General features: G+C 53.8%; 12 protein-coding genes. 3 read left to right on the top strand and 9 right to left on the bottom strand.

The window, feature by feature from the left end:
• The first annotated feature begins 34 nt into the window (after positions 1-34).
• A complete protein-coding gene (locus JJD41_RS01745; protein ID WP_200664442.1) occupies positions 35-1453 on the top strand; it encodes a hypothetical protein in 1419 nt (472 codons plus the stop codon).
• Positions 1454-1512: 59 nt separating this feature from the next.
• On the opposite strand, the gene JJD41_RS01740 is transcribed toward JJD41_RS01745, so the two are convergent.
• The 8 genes from JJD41_RS01740 to JJD41_RS01705 all read right to left on the bottom strand — a co-directional run bounded on the left by JJD41_RS01740 (position 1513) and on the right by JJD41_RS01705 (position 9574).
• The gene (locus JJD41_RS01740) at positions 1513-2157 is read right to left on the bottom strand and encodes an LON peptidase substrate-binding domain-containing protein (protein ID WP_200664441.1); all 645 of its coding nucleotides are present in this window, start codon (positions 2155-2157) and stop codon (positions 1513-1515) included.
• A gap of 364 nt (positions 2158-2521) precedes the next feature.
• Positions 2522-2839: a 30S ribosomal protein S10 gene (gene rpsJ / locus JJD41_RS01735; RefSeq protein WP_168570729.1), complete on the bottom strand. Its 318-nt coding sequence runs from the start codon at positions 2837-2839 to the stop codon at positions 2522-2524.
• A 154-nt stretch (positions 2840-2993) separates the two neighbouring features.
• On the bottom strand, positions 2994-4223 hold the full coding sequence (gene tuf, locus JJD41_RS01730; protein ID WP_200664440.1) for an elongation factor Tu: 1230 nt from the start codon (positions 4221-4223) through the stop codon (positions 2994-2996).
• 162 nt (positions 4224-4385) lie between these two features.
• Positions 4386-6461, bottom strand: a complete 2076-nt coding sequence (gene fusA, locus JJD41_RS01725; RefSeq protein ID WP_200664439.1) for an elongation factor G — start codon at positions 6459-6461, stop codon at positions 4386-4388.
• Positions 6462-7325: 864 nt separating this feature from the next.
• Positions 7326-7796, bottom strand: coding sequence for a 30S ribosomal protein S7 (gene rpsG / locus JJD41_RS01720; protein ID WP_168570732.1), 471 nt, complete (start codon positions 7794-7796; stop codon positions 7326-7328).
• A 294-nt stretch (positions 7797-8090) separates the two neighbouring features.
• The gene (rpsL, locus tag JJD41_RS01715; protein WP_168570733.1) at positions 8091-8462 is read right to left on the bottom strand and encodes a 30S ribosomal protein S12; all 372 of its coding nucleotides are present in this window, start codon (positions 8460-8462) and stop codon (positions 8091-8093) included.
• A 194-nt stretch (positions 8463-8656) separates the two neighbouring features.
• On the bottom strand, positions 8657-9028 hold the full coding sequence (locus JJD41_RS01710) for a HesB/IscA family protein (RefSeq protein ID WP_370583699.1): 372 nt from the start codon (positions 9026-9028) through the stop codon (positions 8657-8659).
• A 129-nt stretch (positions 9029-9157) separates the two neighbouring features.
• Positions 9158-9574 carry a cupin domain-containing protein gene (locus JJD41_RS01705; RefSeq protein ID WP_200664438.1) on the bottom strand — a complete coding sequence of 139 codons (417 nt, stop codon included), beginning with the start codon at positions 9572-9574 and terminating at the stop codon, positions 9158-9160.
• Between the two features lie 1275 nt (positions 9575-10849).
• Between JJD41_RS01705 and JJD41_RS01700 the strand changes: the two genes are divergently transcribed.
• Entirely contained in the window at positions 10850-11548 is a 699-nt protein-coding gene (locus JJD41_RS01700; protein WP_234488465.1) for an RNA-guided endonuclease InsQ/TnpB family protein, read from the top strand.
• 689 nt (positions 11549-12237) lie between these two features.
• Positions 12238-16905 carry a glutamate synthase-related protein gene (locus JJD41_RS01695; RefSeq protein ID WP_200664437.1) on the top strand — a complete coding sequence of 1556 codons (4668 nt, stop codon included), beginning with the start codon at positions 12238-12240 and terminating at the stop codon, positions 16903-16905.
• 150 nt (positions 16906-17055) lie between these two features.
• Here the strand turns inward: JJD41_RS01695 and JJD41_RS01690 are convergent, their stop codons facing one another.
• Positions 17056-18039, bottom strand: a complete 984-nt coding sequence (locus JJD41_RS01690) for a polysaccharide deacetylase family protein (protein WP_234488464.1) — start codon at positions 18037-18039, stop codon at positions 17056-17058.
• Between the last annotated feature and the right edge of the window lie 447 nt (positions 18040-18486).

Below are 18486 nucleotides of genomic sequence, written 5' to 3'. Positions count from 1 at the left end.
TTCGCGTTGTCGTTGCGACCGTAGGATCCTCTTTATGTATCCCAGCTTTCAAGGTATCCCCAGTTTGCCGGATTTGACCCATCCCGACGAACTGCTCCAATTCGGCTCGAAAATTCTCGACTTATCGGTTAGCTTGGCCATTTTTATCGTCGGCGTCGGGATCGTCCTGGCGCTGCTCAATTGGTCGAACCGACGCCAGGAGGGGGCGATCGCCCCGATCTCCCAAGGGGTGGGGCGTTACGTGCGCTTGCTCTATCAGTTACCCCACCTCGGACTGATTCTCGTGTTTTGTCTGGGCGGATTTTTCCTCTGTTCCACCTTGGCGAACCGATACCATCATTGGGAACAAGGGCGTATCCAACAAGTGGCGGCGACGGTAGCGGGCGATCGTCTCGAACAAATGGCGCCGCAAATTCGCTATCAAGTGGAAGAAACTTACACTTACGATCGCTGGGTGAACGGCGAACCCGTGCGCGTCGAAGATACTCGGGAAGTAGACCGTTACATGAGTTTGACGAGTTCTCAAATCGAGGTCACGGTCAACCAAACCGAAGGGGTGCAAGACGACCGACAGGTTTATCAGGTCGATTTTGCCGGGGAATACGAGGTGGTCAACCAGTTGAGGGAACCGGAGGATTTCTTTTTCGAGTTTCGTCCGCCCTACAGTTATTCCCTGCTGCAAAATTTTCGGGTGGAGCGCAATGGAGAACGCTTGGTGCAAGTCAATCCCGGGGATTATGGGTTTCCGTTTCGCCTGGAAGCGGGAGAAGAAAGCCGCTTTCGCGTGAGCTATCAGGTGCAAGGGGCGCCCCGGTGGGTCTACAGTGCCGGGGGCGCTCCGGTGTCGAATTTCCGCTTGAGCGTGTTGGCGAATTTCCCGAACGCCGATTTTGCGAGCGGGATCGTACCCACGGAGACGAAACCGGAACGGGAAGGAACCCGGTTTACTTGGATTTTTGAGGATAATGTGTCGGTGAGTAATCCATTTGGCGTGTTTACGGCGACGGATCCGATCCGCCATACGGGGGTGTTGCCCCGTTTGTTATTGTTGGCGCCGGGGATCTTTTTGTGGTGGGTGTTGTTGTTATATTTTTCGGTGCCGATGCGCTGGCGAGATGTGGCGATCGCCGCCGGAATTTTCTTTGCCTGTTTGTTGAGTTTGACTTATCTGAGTCGGGCGATCGATGTCAAATGGGCGTGGACCTTGCTCACTCCGGTGTTTTTGGGGTTGGTGTGGGGACTCGGTTCTAACCGTCAGGCATCTTTGGGGGCGATCGTGGCGACGATCGCCGGAGGGGTGTTACCCATTTGGGGGCTGATCGTCACTTATAGCGGTCTGACGTTGAGTTTGGCGGGTTTGCTCTCGGTCGCCTGGTTGAGCGTCCGCCAGTGGTACGGTTGGTCGGTGGTGGGGGGCGATCGCCCGTCTGCCAGATCGAGCCTCGGGGGATGAGAATGACTCAACCCATCGGGAGGCGATCGTCCTGGGAACCCGGGGCGATCGCCGTTCCATCAATCGTCGAGCGCATCTTTAAGGGCGGTTCGCGCCGCCAGGTGGGAGCGCGTCGAACTGAGGATTTCGGCTTCGCGTTCCAGGCGCGCTGCCGTATCTTGCATTTCTAAAAGGGTTTGCTGTTCGGCGGCGACCCCGGCTAAGTTGCTCGCCACCCAGTAGGACAGTTCCGTGGGTAAGGTGGGGACGTCCTCGGGTAATTCGATCTTTTGATCCATTAATTTCGCCGACAGGTGGACTACATCGCGCAACAGTCGGTCTACTTCGGCGGCGAGAGGGCGCAAATCCCGTTCGGGGGGTCGATCTTCGATCCATTCGACCAAACCGACGAGATAGGGTTTTTCGCGCACGTATTCGAGCACTCTAAACCGTTGTTGTCCGAGGGTGAGCATTTTCATGCGATCGTCGGGCAAACGTTGGTATTGAAGGATTTCGGCACAAGAACCGACGCTGGCGGGCTGACCTTTGACGGGATCCCACATGACGACCCCGAAACGGCGATCGCTCTCCAGAATCGTGTTCATCATGATTCGGTAGCGAAATTCAAAGATGTGGAGGGGTAAGGGTCGGCTGGGAAAGAGAACGACCTCGGGTAAAGGAAATAGGGGAAGTTCTCGAACGGCGATCGATGAGGAGGATGGCATTGTCCCTCAGTTAAAACGGTAACTGCGCTTCTTTTCTTACTCTAGCGGATTTTACCGAGGGAATCACCCCGAAAGTCGCGGCGGGTTTGAATCGTGTTTTTATATGATGAATAATTAACCTCTTTTTTGGGGTGCGGCGATCGAGGCCGAGTTGAGCTCTTATGCTTCCATCCGTCCCCCATCCCAGGGCTAGATCGAAGCGGCAAAAGAATCATTTCAAGAATGAGAGGTTAGAGAACCAGGAGATCGACACCGGGGATAAAACGAACAAAAAGCCAAGTAAAGCACGGGATTTTCCCGTCTTTACTCAGCTTTCCCAGTCTTCAAAAATCATTGAAAAGAGTACGGGATCGAGCCAACTTGTTTAGAGTTTGACTTCGATATCTACCCCAGCAGGTAAATCTAATTTCATCAGCGCGTCGATCGTTTTCGAGGACGGTTGATAAATATCGATGATGCGTCGGTGGGTGCGGGTTTCAAAATGTTCGCGCGAGTCCTTATCGACGTGAGGAGAACGCAGCAAGCAATAAATGCGTCGCTTGGTCGGTAAGGGAATCGGACCGATCGCCGTGGCGTTAGTGCGATTGGCGGTTTCCACGATCTTCTCGCAAGACGTATCGAGTAAGCGGCGATCGAAAGCTTTCAAACGGATGCGAATTTTTTGCTGCTGTAGGGTAGCCATGAGAATTGCTCTTTATCTCTCTTAAGTTGTCCAGGTTCGGATGAATTGAGGCTGGTTGCTTCCCTGAAAGAACAACCAGACAAAGGAGGAGAGCAGAAAAGCTCGTTTTTGTCAAGAGGCTTTTCTGCTCCCCAAAAATCCTCAGCGCGTCAATCTACACGAGGATTTTGGAAACGACGCCAGCGCCGACGGTGCGACCGCCTTCACGGATGGCGAAACGCATTCCTTGTTCGATGGCGATCGGGTTGATCAATTCGACAGTCATTTTGACGCGGTCTCCCGGCATCACCATTTCCGCCGGACTGCCATCGTCAGCCGTGAACGCATCGATCGTTCCCGTCACGTCGGTCGTCCGCACGTAGAACTGAGGACGGTAACCGGGGAAGAAAGGAGTGTGACGACCGCCTTCTTCTTTCTTGAGAACGTAAACCTCAGACTCGAACTTGGTGTGAGGGGTGATCGAACCGGGCTTGGCAATCACCATACCGCGTTCGATATCGGCTTTTTGGATCCCGCGCAGGAGGACGCCGACGTTATCGCCAGCCATCCCTTCATCGAGAACCTTTTGGAACATCTCGACGCCCGTCACCGTGGTGCTACGAGTATCTTTGATGCCGACGAGTTCGACGGTATCGCCAACTTTGACCTTACCGCGTTCGATCCGACCCGTCGCCACCGTACCGCGACCCGTAATCGAGAAGACGTCTTCCACCGCCATCAAGAACGGCTTGTCAATATCGCGTTCCGGAGTCGGGATGTAAGCATCGACCTCGTCCATCAGCGCGTAGATTTTGTCAACCCACTCGTTGTCACCTTTCTTGATGTTCGGGTTGCTGGTGAGCGCTTCGAGGGCCAACAAGGCAGAACCCGAAACGATCGGAATGTCATCGCCGGGGAAGTCGTAGTCGCTGAGCAGTTCGCGGACTTCGAGTTCGACGAGTTCGAGCAGTTCTTCGTCGTCAACTTGGTCTTGCTTGTTCAAGAAAACCACGATGTTGGGAACGCCGACCTGCTTGGCCAACAGGATATGCTCGCGGGTTTGAGGCATCGGCCCATCGGCAGCAGAGACCACCAGGATCGCCCCGTCCATCTGGGCGGCTCCGGTAATCATATTTTTCACGTAGTCGGCGTGACCCGGGCAATCGACGTGGGCGTAGTGACGGTCGTCGGTTTGATACTCCACGTGAGCCGTGTTGATCGTGATCCCCCGAGCTTTTTCTTCGGGAGCCGCATCGATTTCATCGTACTTTCTCGCGCGGGCTTGACCGAGAGAGGCAAGGGTCAGCGTGATCGCTGCGGTTAAAGTCGTCTTGCCGTGATCGACGTGGCCGATCGTACCGATGTTAACGTGAGGCTTATTCCGTTCAAACTTTGCGCGTGCCATGAATGATGTGTTCCTTATTCCTGAAATACCAATCAGCTATCAGCAATCGGCTGTCAGCTTTAATAGAATTGGGCGTGAGTGCCAGACTCTGGCTTGAACTGAGCCTTGAGGGAGCGTCAGCCAAAGAGCGCTCGTGCTGATGGCTGACTGCTGACGGCTGTTTTATGCGTTCCCTTTGCTCTTGGCGATAATGGGTTCGGCCACATTGCGAGGCACCTCTTCATAGTGGCTGAACTCCATTGAAAATATACCGCGTCCTTGGGTCTTCGAGCGGATATCGGTGGCATAACCAAACATTTCTGCTAGCGGAACTTTAGCAGTCACTTTGGCAATTCCTTCATCGGAACCCATGCCTTCGATTTGACCCCGACGGGAGTTGAGGTCGCCCATGACGTCCCCGAGGAAGTTTTCGGGAACCTCAACCTCAACTTTCATCATCGGCTCTAACAGAACCGGTGAAGCTTTCATGACGGCCTCTTTCATCGCCATCGATCCGGCGATCTTAAAGGCCATTTCCGACGAGTCTACGTCGTGATAGGAACCGTCTACCAGCGTCACTTTGACGTCGATGAGGGGGTAACCTGCTAGAATACCAGATTCGCAGGCTTCTTTCATCCCTTGTTCGGCGGGGTTGATGTACTCTTTCGGTACGGAACCACCGACGATTTTGGAGACAAACTCGAAGCCCGTTCCCGGGTCTCCGGGTTCCAGTTCGATCACGACGTGACCGTATTGCCCTTTACCACCGCTCTGGCGGACGAATTTGCCTTCGGCGGTAATGGCTTTGCGGACGGTTTCGCGATAGGCCACTTGCGGGGCGCCCACGTTCGCTTCGACCTTAAATTCCCGAAGCATCCGATCGACGAGAATTTCCAGGTGCAATTCGCCCATTCCGGCGATCACGGTCTGATTGGTCTCGGGATCGATGCTGACGCGGAAGGTGGGGTCTTCTTCGGACAGGGATTGCAAGGCTTTGGAGAGTTTCTCCATGTCTTGCTTGGTCTTCGGTTCGACCGCCACGGAAATGACGGGTTCGGGAATGTACAGGGATTCGAGGACGATCGGATTTGAATCGTCGCAAATCGTGTCCCCGGTGAAGGTTTCTTTCAGACCCAGGGCGGCTCCCAACTGTCCGGCTCGCAGTTGATCGACTTCGATCCGTTCGTCGGATTTAAGGACGATCAAGCGGGAGATCCGCTCTTTTTTGCCTTTGGAGGAGTTGTAAACGTAACTCCCTTTTTCGATGATCCCCGAGTAAACCCGCAGGAACGTCAAACGTCCGTAGGGATCGGACATGATCTTGAAGGCAAGGGCGGACATCGGCGCATCGTCGTCGGCGGGTCGGGTAGCCGTTTCGCCGTCGGGAAGGATGCCCTGAATGGGAGGCACTTCCGTCGGTGCGGGCAGGTAATCGACGACGGCATCGAGTAACAGTTGAACCCCTTTGTTTTTGAAGGCCGAACCGCATAGGGTGGGGACGATCGTTCCGGCGATCGTGCCTTTACGCAGGGCGTCGCGAATTTCGTCTTCGGTGAGCGCTTCGCCTTCCAAATATTTTTCGGTCAAGGCGTCGTCGGTTTCGGCAACCGATTCGACGAGTTTGGCGCGATATTCTTGAGCGACTTCGAGGATATCGTCGGGGATTTCGGCATCTTCGATGTCCGTTCCTACATCGTTGGTGTAGATCTTGGCACGCATCCGCACCAGATCGACGATGCCCCGGAAGTTATCTTCGCTCCCAATGGGGATTTGAATCGGAACGGCGTTGGCTCTGAGGCGATCGCAAAGTTGGTCATAAACTTTGAAGAAGTTCGCTCCCGTGCGATCCATCTTGTTGACGAATGCAATCCGAGGCACTTTGTAGCGATCGGCTTGCCGCCAGACGGTTTCAGATTGAGGCTGAACGCCACCAACGGAGCAGAAAACCGCGACAACACCATCTAACACCCGCATGGATCGTTCCACTTCGATGGTGAAGTCCACGTGTCCGGGAGTATCGATAATGTTGATTTGATGCTCTTTCCAGTTGGTCGTGATCGCAGCGGCAGTAATCGTAATGCCCCGCTCTCGCTCCTGAGCCATCCAGTCCATTACCGCGCTTCCTTCATGAACTTCACCTAATTTGTGAATCATGCCGGAATAGAACAGAATTCGCTCGGTTGTTGTCGTTTTTCCCGCGTCAATATGAGCAGCGATTCCTATATTTCTTAGTTTCTCAAGCGGGACATTACGTGCCACAGCTACCTCCTTAGTCTTTGCTGCAAGTGGTTGTGCCTTCAGGAAATGATTCTAACGGTGTCAATTGCGATCGCAGCAATCGGACTGGTCAAAATTCCCTAGAGAGCCTCAGAACTTTGACGGGACGGGCTAATGCCGTCGGTTCTCGCTTCAGGTGTCCCGAGAGCGAGCGTCAGGCGTAGCACCTCGGTTGCCAATTCTCCCCGATCTCGATCGCGGGGTATTGCACTGTTGAGGGGGGAGATTGACCCAAGTGGGACGATCGCGCCACGTGAGCCTTACGACTCGTTGCTCTCAAGAGCCACGGCGCTCCCCCCGTTTTCTGGCTCACTCGATCGGAGCGATCGGTTCTCGGAGGATCGACCGTTACGAGCGGTTCCCCGATGGGAGGGGTGGAACTGCTTTCGATGAAGACATTTCCACACTAACTGCCCCACTGGTGGGGCAATGTTTTCATCGCTTGGGAAGTTGACTCGCCGATCGCGAAGCCCTGATTTCCTCCACAGATGATTGTACTGCTCGGCGGGGTTCCCTTGGACTGGCGGTTCGTACCGGGTCGAATCCACCCGATCCTCTTCGATCGCGCTATCTGCCTGTAAGCCAGGCCAGACGACGATCTCGAACGGTCGGCTATCGCCAAAGATCGCACTGAAGGAGTCTTGAATCGTCAATTGGGGACGGGTTGGCGGCTCTCGCCTTTGACTGACTCAACCCTCTGACGACTACAATCCACGTCTGACATCCTTCCCGATTGGGAGGCAGCGAACGCGGATTTCTCTATCTTGTTACATTTTAATATTTTTCGCAAGATTTGTTTACATAGATGGCGATCGCTTCGCAGTCGTCCACTCACCTGAAACGAGTTTAATACCGATAGTGAGCAAATGCTTTGTTGGCTTCCGCCATCCGATGGGTTTCTTCCCGCTTGCGAATGGCATTTCCCGTTTCGTTGGCGGCATCCATCAGTTCGTTCGCCAATTTCATGGCCATCGTTTTCCCGGAACGAGAACGCGCAAACTGGGTAATCCAACGCAGTGCCAAACTGGTGCCTCGATCCGGTCGGACTTCCATCGGAACTTGGTAGGTGGCCCCACCAACGCGCCGACCTTTTACTTCAACCAAAGGCGTTACATTTTTGACAGCTTTTTCAAACGTTTCGAGCGCATCGGAACCCGTGCGTTCTTCGATCGTTTTCATGGCATCGTAAATGATGCGAGAGGCAACGGATTTCTTGCCATTCTTCATGATCCGCCGGATCATCATGCTCACGAGGCGGCTGTTATAAACGGAATCAGGAGGAATCGGACGTTTTTGAATGGCAGTGCGACGAGACATAGTAAACTCTTGACGACGAAAATTATTCTAGAGCTTGATTGACACTCTCCGACCTAAAGGGACGGAGATTCTCGCTTCATCGGGAGTCCGACGACTTTCCCCTCGGCGAGCTTCTTGACCGTGTGCCCCACGGTTGCACTCGGCAATTCAGAGATGAAGTTGCGCTCTTTATTAGCAAAACTCGACTGACAGGCGAACCCGTTGGTTTTTCCTTGACCGATCGCCGCGAGGCTCGTCAGGCGTTGTCATGGCGAGCTACTCGAAGCGTGACTCGATCTTTAAAGAGAGCGGCAATTACTTAGGACGCTTGGCTCCGTACTTGGAGCGACCTTGACGGCGATCTTTCACTCCGGCAGTATCTAAGGTGCCACGGATGATGTGGTAGCGCACGCCAGGTAAATCTTTAACCCGACCGCCTCGAATCATCACGACGGAGTGTTCTTGAAGGTTGTGACCGATGCCCGGAATATAGGCGGTGACTTCAAACCCAGATGTCAAGCGAACCCGAGCCACTTTCCGCAGGGCGGAGTTCGGCTTTTTGGGGGTGGTGGTGTAAACGCGCGTGCAGACTCCCCGACGCTGGGGGCAACTTTTCAGAGCGGGCGATTTGGTTTTCTTCTGAATTTTTTGGCGTTCACTACGAATGAGCTGCTGAATTGTGGGCATGAGCTACAGCTTTTGCAAAGGTTTGCGTTTGTATCTTTCTAACAAACTACAACTATATCGGGTTTGATGAGTGCCTGTCAATTTTTTGGCTCGAAAAAGGGCGGCGATCGCCCGCGAGAGGGGATCGACCCGAGTGGCGATCGCCTTCAAAATGGACGTCTCGCCGCGATCGCGCTCTAGCCTAACTGCCGCTCTTAAACGGAGTTGAGACGATCGCGATCGACCTCAAAAGCGTTACTGCAACCACAAGTTTCGGTAGCGTTGGGGTTGTGAAAGCGAAAGGCGCCCCCCATCAGATCCTCAGAATAATCGATCGTCAGACCGTCAAGGTAATTCAAGCTGGCGCGATCGACAACAACGCGAAGCCCGTTACTCTCAAATACGGTATCCTCGGCTCCCACAGACGAATCAAACTGGAGGCTATAGCAAAAACTCGCACAGCTTCCGGCGCCAATTCCGACGCGAAACACCGCATCCGGGTTATTTTGCTTAGCTTTCAGGCGGCTAACTTCTTTCAAGGCCGTCTTACTCAGATGAATCATTAAAGCGATAACGATGACCTTCAACTGTAGTTTGATTGTAGGGGCGCGCGATCGACAAGTAAACGCCTTGGTCGCCTAGGGGGTCAAACAAGAACAGCATCGACCGCCAAGGGATTGACGGTCGAATGGCTGGCGCGGACTAATGAAGACTTGTTAAGACTTGGTGCGAGCATAGTCATCTTGGAAGCGAACGATGTCATCTTCCCCTAAATACTCGCCGTTTTGAACTTCAATCAAAACTAGGGGAATGACGCCGGGATTTTCCAGCCGATGATTGGTGCATTGGGGGACGTAAGTCGATTGGTTGCTAGTGAGCATCAATTCGCGATCGCCACAAACCACTTTCGCCGTACCGCAAACCACGATCCAATGTTCGCTGCGGTGGTGGTGCATTTGCAAACTCAACCGATGACCCGGTTTAACTTCAATTCTTTTAATTTTATAATCTTTTCCTTCTTCAAGAACCGTGAAAGACCCCCAGGGTCGCAATTCCGTCGCGGCGACGCCGGGGGGAGAACCGACCGGGGTCGAGACTCCTGCATCACGAGTGCTGGGTTGGACGTTAACCATAATCCTGTCTCCTGATAAAGCTGTAAGTTCCGAAAAGGTTGGGAGTTGCATCTAACCCCCTCGAACACTGGGACTCGATGGGACAACTCCGGTCGATCCCGAAGTGCGAGTCATCGTGCGGGCGATCGATACGGCTCCCGGGTGGGGACGTCAGAAGCCGTGGAAGCGGCGAACCGTGAGGAGGAGAAACGAGTTATCGAATCTTTCCCGTTCAGCCTAACAACTCGATCGCGGTGGTGTCATCCGTTCGTGAAATGAATTTAACCGATCTACATCAAGTCTTTAATCAGAGCTTCGATCCTTTAAAGGAACTTTATTAAAAAGCCGCTATTTTTAGCGTCAAAAATAAAAAGGGAGTCGGGGAGACAACCTCAGTTGAGATGGAGCGATCGCCGAAAGTTGGGGGCTGACTCTAGAGCGCAAACCTGTTTTAAATCATCTTTTTAGACTTGATAGTAACGGAAAAAGCAACCCGGGAAAAACGAATCACTTGCTGCTGCACTGCGACGATCTCCGAAGATGGATAGGGATTAGGTGGAGGGTTAGGCCGAGGCGATCGCGTATTTGTACTCACCTTCCCGTCAACTTTTAAGTAGATTTACTCAAAAAAAGTTATTTGAAAATCAACGGAGTTGGGACAACAAAATAAAGCTTGGAATGTAGACCCTCAGAGGACTATCAAGATCTCTTGACTTATTTTCGAGTAAATCGGTTCATAATAAACACAATTGGAAAGATCCGTCGGCCTTCGGATTGTTTCACAAAAGAATCTTTCCGAAGAACGACAAGCGGTAAAGACATTTCCTCGCTTCAATCCTCATCGGCAGGGAGCGGAAGCAAGCGAACAGCCTCCGAGAACACGGGTTGAATTGAGGAGCCTCCCCTCGAACCGAGGGTGCGATTCCGATCTCTTCGAGACGGGGGGACGATCGCCGAAGGCGGTCAGACTCGTAGGGAGTCGGCGCCGCCCGTGGAGCGAAAAAGAGACCGGACAAGCGATCGGGTCGCTCGCTCCCGAGATTACCGAGGCGAGGGAGGGGACGAGCGTAAGCGGAAAACGAACGATTCACCGAATGCCGAGGCGATCGCTCCGACTCACCGTGTAAGGGATTGCCAGATGAGAATCACTTATATATTATTTTTCGGAACGAGGGAGTTTGAGGGAGCTATAAAACCCCGTCCTCAAAAACGAGCGAGTCGTCCAGACGAGAAATGTTTGAGGGCGGGCATAGATCGACTCCCACAAGCCAACTAAGCGGTTCGATGCCCCGATCGTTGGCAAATGCTTTAAATCCTTTACACAGCGATGCAGTCCAGATCAACTATCCCGTCTTCATGCTAACCATGACTTACGAATACAAGTTACAACCCAGTGCCGAACAGATGGCCGTCATCGAATCTACTCTAGATGGATGTCGTTCGGTTTGGAACTTTGCCCTTGGACAGCGTAAAAATGGGTGTAGCTCCCGTAAGTCTCCTATTCATGCTTGCTCGATTCAATCTGAATACATCATTGCGGCTGACGAACCCTTCCCAAACGATGACAGGCAAGCCAAGCAATTAACCGAGGCCAAAAAACAATACTCTCAACTAAAAACAGTTCACTCCCAAGTTGTACAGCAGGTTTTAAGGACTTTAGACCGAGCTGGGGATGACCTGAAAGTCAAGGGGTTGGGCTGCCCTCGTTTTAAAAGTAAGTATCGGATGCGTTCGTTTGTTTTTCCTCAATTAGGGAAAGACCCGATAAGGAGTGATGCGATCGAGTTTCCCAAACTAGGATGGGTTCGATGGCGACAGTCAAGGTCGATTCCAGAAGGGTTTGCACTCAAACGAGCAGAAAATCTCTGTGGACTGGAAGTGACGGGGAGTATCGGTTACGATGCTCTAGTTGGCACGGGACGAAGCAGAAAACCAGTGTCGCGAGGGACTGGACTTCCCCACTTGAAGGACATCAAGCGTAAACAGATGGCTTAAGTGGGGGAGGTGGTCAATCTATACTGGAAAGCGCTAGTGGGATGGTGGAGTGAGACAAGCGGACAACGCGGCGGAGATCTCGCTCAAGAGAAAGGGAAACGACGATCGACGGCGGCAAGAAATAGGGAGAAAAGCATTGAACGAGCATCGAGTAACGGCAAGCAGAGTTGAAAAGCAAATCGTTGACCCGGCAGTTCTGGCGATCCCCAAAGGAGAGGAATTTGGCGATATCTGCTTTTGAGCTGTTTTTGTTTAAGATAGTAGTTACCTCTGAAATTAGTAGTTACCTCTGAAATTAATTTTTTGCTTTTCAAGGATTTGGCTATCGCGATCGCCCCCGTTGGAGCAACGGTGAAGAGACTAGATTTTCCTTAGCCCGCAGCCGCCGGGGAGTCAAAGCGCGGGAATTAAAAATGAACGATCGAATGAAGCGAATGCGACTGCAGCCGACTCGGCAAGTCGCCAGAAAGGAGCCAGTGCGTCGTCCGATCCGGCTCCGCTTCCCCGAAAAAGAGGGAAATTACCATTAACCGTTCGATCCTCGGCGAACGAACTGCCTCGATCGCAGCGCTACAGCCAAGTCAACTCGTCGCGCGACCGTTCTAGGCACGGTGCCATCCTCGTCAGTCTTGAGTCAACAAATACAGTAAGCCACTCCGGGAGGGAGAGCGTTGAATCAGAATAAACCAATGAATCAGGGGTTAGAAGCTGGGTATGGAGGCCAACGATGGTTGGTCGAAGAACGGGATGCCTGTGGCGTCGGATTCATTGCCAATCCGCGTCAGGCTGCCAATCACGAGATTGTTGCCAAAGCTTTAAGTGCCTTAACCTGTCTGGAACATCGCGGCGGTTGTTCGGCAGACCGAGATTCCGGAGATGGAGCCGGAGTGATGAGTGCCATCCCCTGGGCTCTGCTCGAACGGGATTTAGCCAAGAGCGCTCAGAGTTTGCCCCCCCGTGAAAGTTTGGGGGTGGCGATGATGTTCGTGCCGCGAGATCCGCAGGAATTCAGCATCGCGCGCGAAGTCGTCGAGGGAGTCCTCGACAGCGAGGGGTTGAAAGCGATCGCCTGGCGTCCGGTTCCCGTCAATCCGGACGTGTTAGGGATCCAGGCCCGAGAAAATCAACCCGGGTGTCAACAACTGATCGTCGAAGCCGAAGGGGTGAGTGGAGACGCACTCGAACGGCGGTTGTATTTAGCGCGGCGGTCGATCGGCAAAGCGATCGCCGCCGACGATCGGCTGACCTGGGGCGATAATTTTTATATTTGTTCGTTCTCCAGCCGCACGATCGTCTACAAAGGTATGGTGCGCTCCGCCGTGCTAGGAGACTTCTATCTGGATCTCAAAGATCCCGATTACGTCAGTCACTTTGCGGTGTACCACCGACGGTTCAGCACGAATACGATGCCGCGATGGCCCCTCGCCCAGCCGATGAGGCTGCTCGGGCACAACGGGGAAATTAACACCCTGCTGGGCAATATTAACTGGATGATGGCGCGCGAAGTGGATTTGACCCATCCGGTGTGGGGCGATCGCATCGAGGATCTCAAACCGATTGTCAGCCGAGAGAACAGCGACTCGGCGACCCTCGATAACGTCATGGAACTGCTGGTACTTTCCGGGCGATCGCCGATGGAAGCCCTCACCGTCATGGTGCCCGAAGCGTACCAAAATCAGCCAGAACTGGCGAATCGCCAAGAAATCGTCGATTTTTACGAATACTATAGCGGCATCCAAGAAGCGTGGGACGGTCCGGCCTTGCTCGTCTTCGGCGACGGCAAGCAAATCGGCGCCACCCTCGATCGCAACGGCTTGCGCCCGGCCCGTTACGTCATCACCAAAGACGGCTACATCGTCGTCGCCTCCGAAGCCGGAGTCGTCGAACTTCCCGAAGCCGAAATCGTCGAAAAAGGACGCTTGGGGCCGGGTCAAATGATTGCGGTGGATCTCGAAAGTCACGAAATCCTCAAAAACTGGGAAATCAAAGAACGGATTGCCCGCAGCCAACCGTACGGCACCTGGCTGGCGGAACACCGCGCCCAATTAGAGCCGCAAAGCTTTGAAGGGCAAGCGCGTTTGGAAGACAACACCCTCCTGCAACGGCAAACCGCGTTCGGCTACACCACGGAAGACGTGGAAATGATTATCCAAGACATGGCCAGCGCCGGGAAAGAGCCGACCTTCTGCATGGGAGATGACATTCCCCTGGCCGTGCTGTCGGAAAAACCGCACTTACTCTACGACTATTTCAAACAACGATTCGCCCAGGTGACCAATCCGGCGATCGACCCCTTGCGCGAAAGCTTGGTGATGTCGCTGAACATGGTCCTCGGCGAACGGGGGAACCTGCTCGAAGTCAAGCCGGAATATGCCGGACAGTTGAAGATCGAGACCCCGGTACTCAACGAAGCCGAATTAGAAAGCATTCGCAGCAGTGGCTTCCAAACCGAGACCTTGAGTACCTTGTTCTCAATTTCCGGCGGTCCGGGCGCCTTACGCACCGCCGTCGATCGCCTTTGCGAACGGGCGGCGCAAGCCGTGCGCGCAGGAACGAAAATCTTAATTTTAAGCGATCGCTCTGGCGGGCAGTGTGCCCTCAACGCCGAAACCACCTACATTCCGCCCCTGCTCGCCGTCGGTGCGGTTCACCACCACTTGATCCGCCAAGGGTTGCGGATGAAAGCCTCCCTGGTGGTCGATACGGCGCAATGCTGGAGTACCCATCATTTCGCTTGCGCGATCGGCTACGGAGCTAGTGCCATTTGCCCCTATTTGGCCTTAGAAACCGTGCGCCACTGGTGGGCCGATGCCAAAACCCAGAAACAGATGGAACGGGGCAAATTGCCGCAACTGTCCGTGGAGCAAGCGCAAGGGAATTACCGCCATGCGGTCGAATTGGGCTTGTTGAAGATTCTCTCGAAAATGGGCATTTCCCTGCTGTCGAGCTATCACGGCGCCCAAATTTTCGAGGCGATCGGCATCGGTAACGAGCTGTTGGAACTGGCGTTTTCCGGAACCACTTCCCGGGTCGGCGGCTTGAGCGTCGAAGAACTGGCCCAAGAAGTGTTGGCCTTCCATAAGAAAGCGTTCCCGGAACTGAGTACCAAGAAACTGGAAAACCTCGGGTTCATCCAATACCGTCCCGGGGGCGAGTACCACATGAACAGCCCGGAAATGGCGAAAGCGCTGCATAAAGCGGTCGCCAGCTTCCAAGGTGAGGCCGCCGGAAATGGCAACGGCGCGGTGGCGGAAACGGCGAAGAGCGGTTACGACCACTACACGGTTTATCAGAAGTATTTGCAAGGGCGTCCGCGCACGGCTTTGCGGGATTTGCTCGACTTTAACAGCGATCGCCCCTCGATCGCGATCGAAGAGGTCGAACCCGTCGAAGCGATTGTCAAGCGCTTCTGCACCGGGGGGATGTCTTTGGGCGCCCTGTCGCGGGAAGCTCACGAGACTTTGGCGATCGCCATGAACCGCCTCGGCGGGAAATCCAACTCCGGCGAAGGCGGCGAAGATCCGACTCGTTTTAAAGTCCTCGACGACGTGGACGAACGGGGCCATTCCCCCTTACTGCCTCACTTAAAAGGCTTGCGTAACGGCGATACGGCCTCTTCGGCGATCAAACAGGTGGCGTCGGGACGCTTTGGGGTCACTCCCGAGTACCTGATGAATGCCAAGCAGATCGAAATTAAGGTCGCCCAAGGGGCGAAACCCGGTGAAGGCGGACAGCTTCCCGGCAAGAAAGTGAGCCCCTACATCGCCATGCTGCGGCGATCGAAACCCGGCGTTTCCCTGATTTCGCCGCCGCCGCACCACGATATCTATTCCATCGAAGATTTGGCGCAATTGATCTTCGACCTGCACCAAATCAACCCGAATGCGGGGGTTTCGGTGAAATTAGTGGCGGAAATCGGCATCGGCACGATCGCCGCCGGGGTGGCGAAAGCGAACGCCGATATCATTCAAATTTCCGGTCACGACGGCGGAACCGGAGCCTCGCCACTCTCCTCGATCAAACACGCCGGAACCCCGTGGGAACTGGGATTGACTGAAGTTCACCGCGTCTTGATGGAAAACAAACTGCGCGATCGCGTCGTCCTGCGCGTCGATGGCGGTTTGAAAACGGGTTGGGATGTGCTGATGGGTGCCTTAATGGGCGCCGAAGAGTTCGGCTTCGGCTCGATCGCCATGATCGCCGAAGGCTGCATCATGGCCCGCATCTGCCATACCAACTCCTGCCCCGTCGGCGTCGCCACCCAGCAAGAAAAACTGCGAGCGCGCTTCACGGGTGTTCCCGAACACGTGGTCAACTTCTTCTACTTCATCGCCGAAGAAGTCCGCAGTCTGCTCGCCAAACTCGGCTATCGTTCTCTCGACGAAGTAATCGGTCGCGCCGACCTGCTGACCCCGACCGCGAATTTGAACCTGACTAAAACGGGGACGCTCAATCTCGACTGCATCACCGAGTTACCCGATACTCGCGGCGATCGCTCCTGGTTAAATCACGGGCCCGTTCACAGTAACGGTCCGGTCCTCGACGACCAGTTACTCGCCGATGCCCAGATTCAAGCCGCCATCCAAAATCAAGGAACCGTCGAAAAAACGATTCCCCTGGTGAATACCGATCGCAGCGTCGGCGCCCGACTTGCCGGACATATTGCCTCTCAATACGGCAATACGGGCTTTCAAGGTCAGATTACCCTCAAGTTCCAAGGGGCCGCAGGTCAAAGCTTCGGCGCCTTCAACTTGCCGGGAATGAGCCTGATTCTCGAAGGCGAAAGTAACGATTACGTCGGTAAAGGGATGCACGGCGGCGAGATTATTATTTATCCTCCCGCCGCCGCCAACTACGACCCGGCGGAAAATGCGATCGTCGGCAACACCTGCCTCTACGGCGCCACGGGTGGCGTTCTCCTCGCCCGAGGTCAAGCCGGAGAACGCTTCGGCGTTCGCAACTCGATGGGTAAAGCCGTCATCGAAGGCGCGGGAGATCACTGCTGCGAGTACATGACGGGCGGCGTTATCGTCGTTCTCGGTAAAGCCGGACGTAACGTCGGCGCCGGGATGACAGGCGGTTTGGCCTACTTCTTAGATGAAGATGACAGTTTCCCGGCGAAAGTCAATCCGGAAATTGTCAGTATTCAGCGCGTCAGCACCCCAGCAGGGGAGAAACAGTTACGAGAACTGATCGAACTGCACGCCGAACGCACGGGAAGCGGCAAAGCGAAGGCGATTTTAGCCAATTGGGAACAATATTTGCCCCAGTTCTGGCAAGTCGTACCACCTTCGGAAGCCGACACGCCGGAAGCCAGTGCGCAAGCGGCAGGGGAAAAGGTTGCGGTAAAAGCCTAATGAGGTAGTTTCTGGAGATCGGGGGAACGCGCATCGATTCGAGTTCCCCGCGATCGTCCAATTGCGCAATTCCTACAAAAGAAGGCAGTCAACCGAAGGGAGTCGGGGACTGCCTTTTTTATTGCCTTTTGCCTCTTCCCTCTTCCCTTCTTACTCAATTCCATCCGGTTTCGGCGTTTGAACTTCCGCAGGTGGTTCCGTTTCCGGTGGTTGTTGTAACTCTCGTTCTTTGAGTTCGAGCAGTTCGGGTAAAGTTAAGAATTGATATTGACGCTGTTTGAGTGCGGCGATAATCGTCGGTAATGCTCGAACGGTCACCGAGCGATCGCCGCCACCATCGTGCATGAGGACGATGCCACCCGAACGGGCCGTATTGACCACATTATTAATTAATTGTTGTAACGAGGGTAAGCTAGCTTCTCGGGCATCACTCGACCACATGGCGACGAGATAGTTTTGGCTGCGGGCATAACTCGCCAAACCATTAGTAAGAACGCCACCGGGGGGGCGAAAAATTCTGGTTTGCACCCCCGTGATTTCGTAGATTAACGAGGCGGTATCTTCGATTTCTCGGGCGGCGACTTCCGGGGGGACGGGGTGATAGTGGTGACTCCAGGTGTGATTGGCGATCGCATGGCCGTCGGCGACTACTTTTTTGGCGATCTCGGGAAAAGCTTTTAAATGCTTGCCAATCCAAAAGAACGTTCCCGGAACTTGATTCTGTTTGAGAATATCTAAAACTTGTTCGGTATAGTTCGGCCACGGTCCGTCATCGAAAGTTAGGGCAATATATTTCTGTTCGCTCCCTAATTCGACATCGTAAATCGTCGTTCCTTGAAAAGAAACAGGAACGTCAACAATTAACCGCTTTTCTTTTTCAATTTGTTTTTGCTCGATCGCCTGTTGAAAGTTATCGAGACGGGCGATCGAAACCCGACCGAATTGTAAAGCATTGACCGGAGGGGAATAAGAGTCTCGTACCTTCGTTTCTCGTTTCAAGAAAGATAAAAAAGGAAAGGCGTGAGAGGAAACGTGGCTCGAAGGAAAAAACGAACCCGCAAGGAGACTGGCGAGGGTAGCGCCGAGGGCGATCGCCAGTTTTTGCCAAATAGCCGAGGGACGAAAGGTTGCCAAATTCAATCTCCTAAATGATATTTTTTCGGAGTTGTCAAGCAAGAGCGAATCGTTATGGCACCCTCATGGCAAGGAGAAGATTTAACAATCGAGCGATCGGCGATCGAGACTGGGCGAAAACGAGCGATAACGAGCGATGGTTACCGCAACTTTCGCTCGACTCAGGCACAAACCTGATGGCTGAATGCCCGTTTTTCCAGCAACGACATTCCAGAAATGACAGCTTGAGGAAATGTAGTACATCCGTCGGAGAACGGAGATCGACTCTCTAGCACTTCTCAATAAACTCATGTAGAAACACCTCGCCAGATTTCCACAGGCGGGGAAACGAGCTGGAATGTCCTACCCGATCGCATCAATCGGCAGCTTTCCATCTGAAATGAAACCCGCTCGAGCTTAGATCGATGGTTGGCGGCTTCCCGAGAGAGGGTGAATGTGAATCTCTCT

This window comes from Oxynema mangrovii CENA135 (genome assembly GCF_016632315.1).
Classification (GTDB): Bacteria; Cyanobacteriota; Cyanobacteriia; order Cyanobacteriales; family Laspinemataceae; genus Oxynema; species Oxynema aestuarii.
The sequence above is the reverse complement of the archived record's forward strand: the minus strand, read 5'-3'. Positions and strand labels throughout refer to the sequence as shown.